This window comes from Nocardiopsis endophytica (assembly GCF_027706725.1).
Lineage (GTDB): Bacteria > Actinomycetota > Actinomycetes > Streptosporangiales > Streptosporangiaceae > Nocardiopsis_A > Nocardiopsis_A endophytica.
Genome location: NZ_JAQFWQ010000047.1, coordinates 16,939 through 28,754, shown reverse-complemented (window position 1 = coordinate 28,754; position 11,816 = coordinate 16,939). Strand labels below are relative to the sequence as shown.

At 72.2% G+C, this 11,816-nt stretch carries 11 protein-coding genes; 8 read left to right on the top strand and 3 right to left on the bottom strand.

Features of this window, described 5'->3' with window-relative positions; genetic code table 11:
• The first annotated feature begins 24 nt into the window (after positions 1-24).
• Positions 25-399, top strand: a complete 375-nt coding sequence (locus O4J56_RS16920; protein WP_270686860.1) for an FKBP-type peptidyl-prolyl cis-trans isomerase — start codon at positions 25-27, stop codon at positions 397-399.
• A gap of 84 nt (positions 400-483) precedes the next feature.
• Here O4J56_RS16920 and O4J56_RS16915 read toward each other — a convergent pair whose 3' ends face one another.
• The gene (locus O4J56_RS16915; RefSeq protein ID WP_270686859.1) at positions 484-1,659 is read right to left on the bottom strand and encodes an acyl-CoA dehydrogenase family protein; all 1,176 of its coding nucleotides are present in this window, start codon (positions 1,657-1,659) and stop codon (positions 484-486) included.
• A 217-nt stretch (positions 1,660-1,876) separates the two neighbouring features.
• On the opposite strand from O4J56_RS16915, the gene O4J56_RS16910 reads away from it, so the two are divergent.
• Positions 1,877-2,554 (top strand): TetR/AcrR family transcriptional regulator, encoded by a 678-nt coding sequence (locus tag O4J56_RS16910; protein ID WP_270686857.1) that lies wholly within the window; start codon positions 1,877-1,879, stop codon positions 2,552-2,554.
• Here the strand turns inward: O4J56_RS16910 and O4J56_RS16905 are convergent.
• Both O4J56_RS16905 and O4J56_RS16900 read right to left on the bottom strand, forming a co-directional pair.
• Positions 2,496-3,560 (bottom strand): SMI1/KNR4 family protein, encoded by a 1,065-nt coding sequence (locus O4J56_RS16905; RefSeq protein WP_270686855.1) that lies wholly within the window; start codon positions 3,558-3,560, stop codon positions 2,496-2,498. The genes O4J56_RS16910 and O4J56_RS16905 overlap by 59 nt on opposite strands.
• Before the next feature lie 60 nt (positions 3,561-3,620).
• A complete protein-coding gene (locus O4J56_RS16900) occupies positions 3,621-4,955 on the bottom strand; it encodes a hypothetical protein (RefSeq protein WP_270686853.1) in 1,335 nt (444 codons plus the stop codon).
• A gap of 161 nt (positions 4,956-5,116) precedes the next feature.
• Between O4J56_RS16900 and O4J56_RS16895 the strand changes: the two genes are divergently transcribed.
• From O4J56_RS16895 to O4J56_RS16870, 6 genes are all read left to right on the top strand, one after another.
• Positions 5,117-6,655, top strand: a complete 1,539-nt coding sequence (locus O4J56_RS16895; protein WP_270686852.1) for a choice-of-anchor A family protein — start codon at positions 5,117-5,119, stop codon at positions 6,653-6,655.
• A gap of 704 nt (positions 6,656-7,359) precedes the next feature.
• Positions 7,360-8,868 carry a sensor histidine kinase gene (locus tag O4J56_RS16890; RefSeq protein WP_270686851.1) on the top strand — a complete coding sequence of 503 codons (1,509 nt, stop codon included), beginning with the start codon at positions 7,360-7,362 and terminating at the stop codon, positions 8,866-8,868.
• A 76-nt stretch (positions 8,869-8,944) separates the two neighbouring features.
• A complete protein-coding gene (locus tag O4J56_RS16885) occupies positions 8,945-9,370 on the top strand; it encodes a roadblock/LC7 domain-containing protein (protein WP_017624247.1) in 426 nt (141 codons plus the stop codon).
• Positions 9,371-9,415: 45 nt separating this feature from the next.
• Positions 9,416-9,778 (top strand): DUF742 domain-containing protein, encoded by a 363-nt coding sequence (locus O4J56_RS16880; RefSeq protein ID WP_270679255.1) that lies wholly within the window; start codon positions 9,416-9,418, stop codon positions 9,776-9,778.
• Positions 9,779-9,791: 13 nt separating this feature from the next.
• A complete protein-coding gene (locus O4J56_RS16875; RefSeq protein ID WP_270686850.1) occupies positions 9,792-10,349 on the top strand; it encodes a GTP-binding protein in 558 nt (185 codons plus the stop codon).
• Between the two features lie 43 nt (positions 10,350-10,392).
• Entirely contained in the window at positions 10,393-11,646 is a 1,254-nt protein-coding gene (locus O4J56_RS16870) for a styrene monooxygenase/indole monooxygenase family protein (protein ID WP_270686836.1), read from the top strand.
• The last annotated feature ends 170 nt before the right edge of the window (positions 11,647-11,816 follow it).

Sequence of the window (11,816 nt, the reverse complement as noted above, 5' to 3'; positions counted from 1 at the left end):
GCCCGGAACACAGGGGGAGGAACCATGGCGCTGGAGCGTCCCGAGATCGACTTCATCGACGGCCCGCCGCCCGCCGAACTGCAGGTGGAGGACATCACCATCGGCGAGGGGGCGCAGGCCGGACACGGCTCCATGCTCGCCATGCACTACGTGGGCGTGAGCCACTCCACCGGGGAGGAGTTCGACGCCTCCTGGAACCGCGGGGAGCCGCTGCGGTTCAAGCTCGGCGCCGGGCAGGTCATCCCCGGCTGGGACCAGGGCGTGCTGGGCATGCGGGTCGGCGGCCGGCGCAAGCTCGTCATCCCGCCGGGCCTGGCCTACGGCAGCCGCGGCGCCGGCGGCGTCATCAAGCCGAACGAGACCCTGGTCTTCGTGATCGACCTGGTCGAGGTCGCCTAGCCGCACCGTCGGCGCCTGCTCCGCGAGCGCGCGCGAAGGGGACCCCTCGCCCGAGGGGTCCCCTTCGACGTGCGCGGGCCGTGCTCACCCCAGCGAGGAGCCGACCTTGACCCGGCCCGTGAGCAGGTCGCGGGCGATGGTGCGGCGCTGGATCTCGTCGGTGCCCTCGTAGATCCGCAGCAGCCGCAGGTCGCGGTACCAGCGCTCGATGGGCAGCTCGCGCGTGTAGCCCATGCCGCCGTGGATCTGCATGACCCGGTCGACGATCTCGTTGGCCTTCTGGCCGCCGTACAGCTTGGCGATGGACTGCGCGTGACGGGAGTCGGCCCCCGCGTCGACCTGCCAGGCGGCCTGCAGGACGAGCAGGCGCAGCGCCTCGGTCTCCATCTGGGAGTCGGCGATCATCCACTGGATCGCCTGCCGGTCGGCGATGGGGGCGCCGAAGGTGGAGCGCTCCTTGGCGTAGCGCAGCGCCATCTCCAGCAGGCGTTCGCAGGCGCCGACGGCGCGCGCGGGCAGCAGGTAGCGCCCCTTGCCGATCCACTGCATGGCCAGGCGGAAGCCGTTGCCCTCCTCGCCGAGGATGTTGGTGTGCGGGACGCGCACATCGTCGAAGACGAGGGAGGCGGGGCGGCGCTCGCCCATGGTGTCGATCGGCTCGGACGTCCAGCCCATGTCGCGGTCGACGATGAAGCAGGTGACGCCGCCGTCGGCGCCCTTCTCGGGGTCGGTCACCGCGAACACGAGGGCGAAGTCGGCCTCGTTGCCGCCGGTGATGAAGGTCTTCTCGCCGTTGATCACCCAGGTGTCGCCGTCGCGCACCGCCCGCGTGCGGATGGCCTTGGCGTCGGACCCGGCGCCCGGCTCGGTGATGGCGAAGCAGGACTTGCGCTCGCCCTCGATGGTGGGCAGCAGGTAGCGCTCGCGCTGGAGCGGGTTGGCGTGGAAGAGGATGTTGTCGGCCTCGCCCCCGAACTTGAAGGTCAGGAAGGTACGGCCGAGCTCGGACTCGATGATCGCGGCGCTGACGGCGTCCAGGCCCATGCCGCCGTACTCCACCGGGGTCTGCACGCCCCAGAAGTCGGACTTGCGGGCCAGCGCGCGCAGTTCGTCGGCCTCGTCGGCGGTGAGCCCGGGGGCGGCCCCGGCGCGCTCGCGGCGCAGCACCTCGTTCTCGCGGGGGATGAGCTCGCGCTCGACGAAGGTGCGGACCCAGTCGCGGACGCCCTTCTGCTCGTCGGTCAGGGCGAAGTCCACCATGGCCGTGCTCCCTTCTGAACCTAACAGTGTTCGGTTACTCGACCGTAGACCTCCTTTCCCCGCGCCGCAAGGGGGTACCGCGCCGGGCACGGCGGGCGGGACCGCGCCGGGCATGGCAGGATCGTTCGGTACCCGCACACGGCGCGCCGCGCCGAGGCGGCGTGCGACCGGACCGGCGCACGACGGAACCGGCAGGGACCGACCGAGAGGACGAGGAGTGGCCCGCCCGAAGACCCCGCTGCTGACCCGAGAGGGCATCCGGGACGCCGCCCTCGGGCTGGTGGACCGCGACGGCCTCGAAGGGCTGTCCATGCGCAAGCTGGCCCAGGAGCTCGACGTGCAGGCGGCCTCCCTGTACAGCCACTACCGGACCAAGGACGACCTGCTCGCCGACATCGCCAACGGGATCATGGCGGGCGTCGACGTGTCCGGCTTCGACAGCGGCGACTGGCGGCACGGGCTGACGGTGTGGGCCCGCACCTACCGCCGGGCCCTGGCGGCCCACCCCAACCTGGTCCCGGTGATCGCCGTGGGCCCGGGGCGCCGGGAGGAGGCGCTGCGCCGCGCGGACGCGATCCACGGCGGCCTGGTGGCGGCCGGCTGGCCGCCCCGGCACGCCACGATGATCGGCGCCTCGACGAAGTACCTGGTGGTGGGCGGCGCGATCAACTCCTTCGCGCGCGGGTTCGACGACGACGTCCAGGTGTACCGGGACCGGTACCCCAACCTGTTCCAGGCCCACAAGCTGGCCGAGCACGCCGTCGAGATCGACGAGGACAGCTTCGAGCTGGCCCTGGAGGCCTTCCTGGCGGGCCTGGAGGGCATCTTCGAGAAGGTCAGGACGCGGACCGGCGGGAATCCCGACGAGGGCGGGGGCGAGGGCGTGCGGCACTGACCCCGCCGCGGTCGGCCATCGCGGCGAGCAGTGCGCGCGCCAGGTCGGCGGGGTCCCCCTCGGTCCCGGGCAGGGCGGTGAGGAGGCGGTCGGCGCCGTCCGGGCCGCGGGACAGGGCGCACACCGCGGCGAGGCGCACCCGGGGGTCGGTATCGGTGTGCAGGGCCGCGAGGGCACCTTCCACGGCCCCGTCTGTCAGGCCGTCTCCACCGTGTCCATCGCCGCACGTGGCCGCGAGCAGCACCTCCCGGGCGCGCTCGGCCCCGTCGAGCGGCGCGCCGGAGGGCGTCCCCGGGGAGTGGACGCGCAGTGCAGGGCCCGGCCGTCTCACCGGTACCGCGTCGCACAGCAGCAGGTCGAGCCAGGACTCGTACCAGGCCGCCAGATCGGGTTCGGGGGCGAACAGGGGCGGCCCCTCCCTCCACCATGTGAACACCACCCGGCCCTGCGCCTCCCCGTTGAACACGATGTTGATCGCGTATCCGCAACCCAGCTCACCGAGCATCAGCAGACCGGGGAAGAGGTCGTAGTTGCCCCGTCCCCGGTCGTCCTCGCGCCAGCCGAACACCTCCTCCCACCACGGCTCGGCGGCCCTCAGGGTGTCGGCTTCCCAAGGGAAAGCGGGTCCGTTTCCAGGGGCGTAGGCGGATCCTCCGAAGGGAGTGAAGACGAGCTCATCGCCGGGGGCGAGAGGGAACGGGCCGCGAGCGTAGGCGGGGTCGGGCCATTCGTCGGGTTCCTCCCACAGCCATGCCTTGGCCAGCGGGGTGACCCGGACGCCGAAGGCCTCGACCCCGTCGGCGACGCCGGTGATGAACGCCCGGTAGGACTCCGGGAGTTCGATCCCCAGCGCCTCCTCGCATGCCCGCACGGTGGCCTCCGCCGTCGGCGGCCTGCGGGCGGCGGTCACCGCCCGCCCGCGCCGCTCCAACAGCGCGTACTTGGCGTGGATGCGGGCGTGCCGCCGCTCGGCGGGCTCTCCGGTACCGGGTCGATCCGTGTTCACACCGCTCCGACGGCGGGGCCGCAGGGCACGTTCCCCTGCTCCCCTCACCCCTTTCTCTTCTCACCCCTCCGGCACGCACACCGGTTCCGTCCACGGATCGGAGCCGAGTCCGCTGTCCGGGCGCAGGCGGACGACGTAGTCGTCCGTGGACACCGGCACCACCTCGGGCGGGAACGCGTCGTCCTCCACCGGGCGCAGGAGCAGCCAGGCGGCGCCGTCCTCCCGGCCGATCAGCGTCGCCGCCCGCTCGGGGGCCGCGCAGATCCCGGCCGGGTCGGTGCCCGCCCCGACCGGGGACACCTGGACCGGCCGGATGGTCCTGGGCAGGGCCAGGGCGGACCGCTCCGGCGGCAGGTAGCCGTACTCGCGCACGGCCAGCCCCGCGTTGACCGCGCTCCCGGCCGCCAGGATGTACCCGCCGAGTCCAAGAAGGCCCAGCAGCCCGACCCCGACCAGGAGGGCGACGACCGTCCGGCGCGCCTGGGCGCCGGGGACGCGCGACGACAGGTCCCGCGGATCAGAGAAGGGGACCAGGTCGTGCAGGAGGCGCATCAGCAGGTCGCGCGGCCGGGCCGTCGCGGAGTCCTCCCCCTCGCCGACCCCGTCATCGCCCCCCGCGCCGCCCCCGTCGGTACCTCCGTCGCCTCCACCCGGGACGGTGGCCGCCACGGCCGTCCTCCCCCGTGCCCACCGTCGCAGGACGGCGAAGGTCGCGGCGGCCCCGGTGAAGAACAGCAGCAGTGGCCAGGGCTGGGGGAGCAGCCACACGCGCAGGGCCACGGCCGGGGCGGCGGCGACGGCCGCCGCCGCGCCCCCGATCGCGCACCCGGACAGGTAGGCGTAGGCGTTGTCCCGCCTGATGAGCCGGGCCGCACTGCCGAGCCACCCCAGTCCGACCACCGCGGCCGCGAGCGTCGCGACCAGGTCGATCGCCCCTTCGGGAAGCCGGGTGAGCAGCGCGGCGTAGGCGGCTCCGTAGACGACGGCGACCATGCCGGCCAGGTAGATGAGCGTCGTGAGAGCGGCCGTCGGTGCGACGAGCGCGCGTGAGGGGACCGGGGCGATGAGCGCGGCCCCGGCGGCATAGGCGGCGACCAGGACGACCACGACGGTGGCCGCGACGACGACGGCCTCGGCCGTGGCGGCGACGAATTCGCCGTACCCGACCGGCACCTCCCCGAGCCCGACGCCGAGCGTCCGGTAGAACTCGGCATAGCGGGCGAGCACGACCCCATGGACGAGCAGGAGGCCCAGCACCCCCAACACGGCCCCGACGGCGAGCCGCGACCCGCGCTGAACGAGTGTGAGCGACCCGTGGACGTCCCTGAACTGGAACACCGGCCCCGAGTTCCTATGCGCCTCGTTCCTCAGCGAAGTGAGATCCCCATCGTCCATCGCACCCTCAATGGTCGGAACGCTCAGACCTTAGTGCGCGGGCGCGCGCGTTGAGAATCCCTGAACGCGCCGGAGCCCGGCCCTGAGGGATGGGGAACTATTTACCCCGCGCCGCGTCGTGGAGCGTGAATACGTTCCGTGATGAATGTGACGCTCAATGTATGGGAACCAACGTTGACGTCGAGACCGGCCGGGGCCGGTGGTCGATGAGGTGGCGGGCCGTGGGGCTCCTGGGGACCGGGGCCGCCGGGGCCGCGGTGCTCGCGGGGTCGCTCGCGCTCACCAGCGTCGCCGCAACCCTGCCCGGTGGGCTCGGGCCCTGCCAAGGGGATTGCCCGGACGAGTACTCGGACCCGCACTCCGGCCCCATCGAAGGGCGGGACAACTCGATCAACATCTTCGTCGGCGGCGACATGCTCGTCCGTGAGGGCGCCGCCGAGGCCGAGGGGAAGATCGTCGTCCTCGGCGACTTCGACCAGAACAAGAGCTCGGGTGTCTCGCAGGTCTACAACGTCGGCATCGTCGGCGTCGGGTCGCGGGTGCCGCCCGACGACGGGACCGACTTCCTCACCGTCGGCGGGAACGTCACGGTCGCCGACGGCCAGCGGCTCCTCGCAGAGGAGGGGAGCGTCCACGGGGTGGTGCGCTACGGAGGCGACCTCCAGGGCACCGTGAGCCCGACGGCGGTCCAGGACCCCGACGCCGCCGCCCCCTACGCGGACCTCCGCTCGCAGCTGGAAGAGGCCAGCAACTGCTACGCCTACCCTGACGGAGAGCCGCGCGAGGCCACCGGCACGGCGGTCAACGAGGGGCACCAGACCGTGTTCACCGGGGACGGGACCTCCTCCCTCCAGGTGTTCAACGTCGACTTCGACATGGTCAACACGAACGGCGGCGACCAGGGCATCGTCTTCAATGACATCCCGAACGACGCGACCGTGCTGGTCAACGTCACCGGGGACGAGCGCACCATCGGCACGTACATGGGCACGCTCCCCGACGGGCTCCGGGAGAGGATCCTCTGGAACTTCCCGGACGCCACCACCGTGAACCTCCAGGGGAGCGGACAGTTCCAGGGCAGCGTGCTGGTCGGCAACCCCGACAGCATGACCAACCTGTCGCTGCCGGGCACCAACGGCCGCTTCTTCACGGCCGGTTCCCTGACCCACGAGTCCGCCGGGGGCGGCGGCGGGCAGGAGTTGCACGCCTATCCGTTCAACGGCGACCTGCCGGAGTGCACCGAGCCTGCGCCGAGCCCGAGCCCGAGTCCGAGCCCGAGTCATTCGGTCTCTCCGAGCCCGTCGGTCTCTCCGAGCCCCGACCCGACGCCGTCGCCGACGCCGAGTCCGTCTCCGACGGTCTCTCCGAGCCCCGACCCGACGCCGTCGCCGAGCCCCACCGACTCGGACGATGATCCGACCCCGACTCCGACGCCGGAGCCGACCCCAACGCCAACCCCGACCCCGACTCCTACGCCGGAACCGACCGACGGTCCTGGCCCGGGCCCCGGGCCGGACGGGGGAGGGGATGACAGTGCCGGTGGCGGTGACGACGCCCCCGCCCCGGACGCCGGCGGGCTCGCGCTGACCGGGCCCGCGATCGGGGGGCTCGCCGCGGCGGGGCTGGTCCTGCTCGCCCTCGGTGCGCTGGCCGTCTACGCCGCGCGTCGGAAGCGGGCCCAGGGGGACGGAGCCCTATGACCGGGGTCCCGTGACCGGAGCCCGGTGACCGGGGCGGCCGTCCGACCGGCGCAGCAGCATCCGCGCCGCCGAGCCTGAGCCGCCGAACGGCACCGCCGAACCCGTACCGCCCGCCCCGACCGGAATTTCCGGCCGGGGCGGGTTTCTCTGTCCGGAAGATGGTGGTTTCGCATTCGGCGACCGATGTCGTGACGACTAATCCACTTCGTAGGAGTCGGGTCGGAGGGGAATGCAAGGGGTGCGTTCCCGGTGAAAGGTGTGAAGTGGGGCGACAGGGTTCCGGTTCTGGTCTGGAACCCCTGTGGCCTGGGGCTTTGAGAGTTCTCAGGATTCTCTTCGTTTTCCTGATGCGGGCGTGTCGTGCTTGCTATCGTGGGCCATCGAATCGGTCGAACGCCGATGGTTCGACCGAAACCCCGACTTCGGTGTGCGAAATATCCCCTGTGATCGGAGGCCGCTTTCCCAGCGGGGCGGAATGGCCGACACCCCCGTTCCCACCCCGACGGTTCCACCCGCGGTGCCGCGGCGCTCGCCCCCCTTGAGCGCGGCGAGCGACCCCGCGGCCCCTAGCTCGCCCCACCTGTTAGAGGAGACGTGTTGTGGCACACGCGCCGTCACCGCCAGGTCGCGATGGCAACCCGTTAGCGCACATGATGACGAACGACAACGCACGTCACAGGCAGCCCGGGCGGTTCCGCCGGCTCATGGCCCGCATGGGCCTGGCCCGCAGGGATCCGGACCCGGTGGCCGATCCCGCCGCCCCCGCGCCCGCCGCCGAGCGGCCCGCGGCCGACGCCGTCGAGTACGCGGACCCCGCGGCCGACCGCCCGAGCGACCGTCCCGCCGACCCCGCCCAGTGGTCGGCCGCGCCGTCGCCCTACGCGGTCCCCGACCCGGCGCCGCAGGCGCACCCCCCGTCCAGTGGGCCGCCCCCCGGGGGCCCAGCCCTCGGGCACGGCGCCCCCGGGGCCGGCGTCCCCGGCGCCGGCGGCTACGCGCGCCCGCAGACGCCCCCCGGCGGCGGACTCCGCCCCTCGCAGGGGCGCGGCGTCCCCGCGGCCCAGGGCCCGGTCCCGGTCGGCGGCCCCGGACAGCCCTTCGGCGCCGCCCACGGCGGCCTCCCCGGCGGCCACCCCGACGGGGGCGCGTTCAACGGCGGGGGGACGGCCACGGCGGTGCGCCACGACACGGTGCGCATGACCGACTTCATGGCCGGGATGGCGATGCGCGACCTGAACCTGGTCGACGCGCTGCTGGCCACGGTCGAGGAGCTTGAGGACACCGCCGACGACCCCAGCCTGATGGACCGGCTGTTCGAGATCGACAACCTCGCCACCCGGATGCGGCGGCACAGCGAGAACCTGCTGCTGCTGACCGACCAGACCACCGTCGAGCCCGACGAGGAGCCGGTCTCGGTCCTGGACGTCGCCCGCGCCGCCATCTCCGAGATCAAGGACTACCCGCGCGTCCAGGTGGGTCGCCTGCCCAACGGGTACGTGGTGGGCACCGCCGCCGACGACATCAGCCACCTGCTGGCCGAACTGCTGGACAACGCCACCCAGCACTCGCCCGAGCACGCCCAGGTCGTGATCAGCGCCCAGCCCATGGCCGACGGCGGCCTGCTCTACATCGTCGAGGACGAGGGCGTGGGCCTGCCCCGCGAGGAGGTCACCGACCTCAACTCCCGGCTCACCGGGCCGCCCCGGCTCGACCAGCGCGCCCTGCGCCATATGGGCCTGTACGTCGCCAGCCGCATCGCCTACCGGCACGGGCTCACCGTCCAGCTGGAGGCGCGCGCCTTCCGCGGTGTCAGCGCCTACGCGGTCGTCCCGGCGACCCTGCTCACCGACAAGGGGCCCCGCCCCGAGCGCGGCAAGGGCATGACGGCCAGCCGCAACACCCCGTCGCTGCCGCCCCGCCCGCAGCAGTACCCCCCGGCGCGTCCGGCGCCGCCGCCCGGGGAGGCACCGCAGTCCGCGATCACCGATGCGGGCCTGCCGCGGCGCAGCGCCCACCGCGACCCGGCCAAGGCCGCGATGCTCCAGCAGATCGCCCAGGACCTGGCGGCCGAGGACAACGCGGCCGCCGCCCCCGGGGGCCGGCACCACGGCCGCTCCGAGGAGGGCTCGGTGGAGGACCGCGCCGCCCGGATCCGCGACGAGCTCGGCGGCTTCCTCGAGGGCGAGCAGGCGGCGTTCCGGGAGAAGGAGTGAGCGGGCACCCGGCCGCCGCCGGCGGCCCCGCGCCGCACGGACCCCAGACCACTGCTGACAAGAGGCGGATACACCCATGAACGAGCAGTTGACCGTGAGCGCCGAGGACTTCTCCTTCCTCGTCTCCAACTTCGTCCGCGACACCCACGGGGCCGAGCACGCGATCGTCGTCTCCTCGGACGGCCTGCTGCTGACCGCCTCCCGGGACTTCCCCGGGGAGCACGCCGAGCAGCTCGCCGCCATCGCCAGCGGTCTGCAGAGCCTGGCCCTGGGCGGCTCCAAGCTCTTCGACAAGGGCGAGTGCCAGTCGCTCATCGTGCGGATGCGCGAGGGGCACCTGATCGTGATGGCCATCAGCGACGGGTCCTGCCTGGCCGTGCTGAGCGACCGGCGGGCGCAGATGAACGTCGTCGCCTATGAGATGACACGCCTGGTCGAGCGCGTCGCGCATGTGCTCACCCCGCAGCTCCGCACGGAGCTGCGCGAGGTCGTCGGGAAGTGAACCGGTGGCGCGGACGGCACGGAACATGAAGAGGATGCCACTGTTATGAGCAACCGCAGGCGCAGGGGCGGCACACGGATCCGCTCCTTCACCTTCACCGGTGGGCGGACCCGGTCGCGGCATCCGCTCATGGTGCAGACGCTCGTGTCCACCGGGGACCCGGGCCACGACCCGCCCGAGAACCTGATGCCCGAGTCCCAGGACATCTACCTGCTCTGCCGGGAGACGCGGTCGGTCGCCGAGGTCTCGGCCGAGCTGAAGATCCCGCTGGGGGTCGCCCAGGTGCTGCTCAGCGACCTCGCCGAGCTGGGCCTCGTGTACATCCACCCCACCATCACGGGCTCCAGCCCGTCGGAAAACCAGGTTCTCGAGAGGGCTCTCCGTGGTCTCGAACGACTTTTCCAGTGACGCCCGGACGAAGATGTCGACGAAGATCGTGGTCGCCGGAGGGTTCGGCGCCGGCAAGACCACGCTCGTCGGCTCCGTCAGCGAGATCCCGCCGGTGACCACCGAGGCGGTCATGACCGAGGCCAGCGTCGACCACGACGACCTGTCCGCGACGCCGACCAAGGTGACCACCACCGTCGCGATGGACTTCGGCCGGATCACCGTCGACCAGCAACTCATCATGTACATGTTCGGCACGCCCGGCCAGGCGCGGTTCTGGTTCATGTGGGACGACCTGATCCGCGGCGCGGTGGGCGCGGTCGTGGTGGTCGACTGCCGCAGGCTCGCCGACAGCTTCGACGCCGTGGACTACTTCGAGACCAACCGGCGCATCCCCTACATCGTGGCGCTGAACAAGTTCGACGGCCGCCTCGACTTCAGCGCCGACCAGGTGCGCGAGGCGCTGGAGGTGAGCCCGGACGTGCCCATCGTCGACTTCGACGCCCGGGACCGCACCTCCGGCGGCGCGGTGCTCAAGACCCTGCTCCGGTACGCGCTGCAGTCCAACGCCGCGGCGGAGCCGGTCGGCTGACCCCTCCGGCAGGCCGCCTCTCGTGGAGTAAGGAATCACCTCTATGCGCAAGATCCTCATCGTGGGGGCGGGGCACTCGGGTCTCCAGCTCGCCCACGGGCTGCTGAACAACGGCTACGACGTCACCGTGATCACCGGGCAGACCTCGATCGAGATCCGCACCGGGCGGCCGGCGATCACGCAGCTGACCATGCCGACCGCGCTCGAACTCGAGCGCGAGCTGCACCTGGACTTCTGGAGCGCCCAGTCGCCCCAGATCGACAAGTTCAACATCGGCCTCTTCCCGCCCGGGGCGCCGCCGACGATCATGCCCAGCCACTTCGAGCAGGGGTACGGCATCGCGGTGGACCGGCGGGTCAAGATCGCCGACTGGCTGGAGTACTTCGAGGACTGCGGCGGGAAGGTGGTCATCCACGGGGTCACCGTCAGCGACCTCGACTACTTCTCCCGCATGTTCGACCTGATCGTGATCGCGGTGGGCCACGGCGAGCTGGGCGCGCTGTTCGACCACGACTCCTCCCGGTTCAGCGGGGCCCGCAAGCGCGGCACGGCCCAGGCGCTGCTCTACGACGTCGAACCCGAGCAGGGGGAGAAGGAGAGCATCGGCTGGGCCGGGACCGCGCCCGCGCTGGGCTGCTTCTTCCTGGTGCCCTTCCTCAGCCGGGAGGGGCACTGCCATGCGCTGTTCATGAGCGAGCGCCCCAGCGAGGCGGGCAGCCGGTGGCCGGTGCGCCCCCGCCCCGACGAGCAGCTGGAGTGGATGAAGGAGAACCTCCGCATGCACGCGGCCCCGTACTACGAGCGGGTCCGCGACGCCGAGCTGATCGACGGCAACAGCACCACCGCCGGCGTGATCCGCCCGCAGGTGCGCAACCCCGTGGGGGTGCTGCCCTCCGGCGGGCTGGTTCTGGGCATCTCCGACGTGGTCATCTCCATGGACCCATACGTGCTGCAGGGGTGGAACCACTCGGCGCGGTGCGCCAAGAGCTACCTGGACAGCATCCTCGCGCACGGGGACAAGCCGTTCGACCGGCCGTTCCTGGAGCAGACCTTCGAAACCTTCTGGGACTACGGGCACACCGCCCAGCACTGGTCCGAATGGGTGTCGACGATGTGGGACCAGGACTTGCCCGAGTGGGTGCAGGAGATCTTCGGTGCGATGGCGGACGTGCCCGGAGTGGGCGACAGGCTGCTCAAAGGCTGGAACTACCCGCCGGACTTCTTCACCTGGCTCTACGACGAGCAGGGCGGCCGCAAGTGGCTGGAGGAGATCCGCGCGATGCGCGCACGGATGTAGAGCCGCGCGGCCCCGGTGCGCACAGGGTGCCGCGGGCGGGGCCGCCGGGACTGGAATCGGGCCCGGACGCCGATGAGATCGGCGTCCGGGCTTTTTGTCGCTTGTGGCACATGTGCCACTTTCGTCCCCTCCGTTCGGCGCGCATGTCCGCCTCCGGAGTCCCATGTCCG

Coding starts and splice junctions, on each gene's coding strand:
- O4J56_RS16920 (WP_270686860.1), top strand. CDS start 25: ATGGCGCTGGAGCGTCCCGAGATCGACTTCATCGACGGCCCGCCGCCC.
- O4J56_RS16915 (WP_270686859.1), bottom strand. CDS start 1,659: ATGGTGGACTTCGCCCTGACCGACGAGCAGAAGGGCGTCCGCGACTGG.
- O4J56_RS16900 (WP_270686853.1), bottom strand. CDS start 4,955: ATGGACGATGGGGATCTCACTTCGCTGAGGAACGAGGCGCATAGGAAC.
- O4J56_RS16895 (WP_270686852.1), top strand. CDS start 5,117: ATGGGAACCAACGTTGACGTCGAGACCGGCCGGGGCCGGTGGTCGATG.
- O4J56_RS16890 (WP_270686851.1), top strand. CDS start 7,360: ATGGCCCGCATGGGCCTGGCCCGCAGGGATCCGGACCCGGTGGCCGAT.
- O4J56_RS16885 (WP_017624247.1), top strand. CDS start 8,945: ATGAACGAGCAGTTGACCGTGAGCGCCGAGGACTTCTCCTTCCTCGTC.
- O4J56_RS16880 (WP_270679255.1), top strand. CDS start 9,416: ATGAGCAACCGCAGGCGCAGGGGCGGCACACGGATCCGCTCCTTCACC.
- O4J56_RS16875 (WP_270686850.1), top strand. CDS start 9,792: ATGTCGACGAAGATCGTGGTCGCCGGAGGGTTCGGCGCCGGCAAGACC.
- O4J56_RS16870 (WP_270686836.1), top strand. CDS start 10,393: ATGCGCAAGATCCTCATCGTGGGGGCGGGGCACTCGGGTCTCCAGCTC.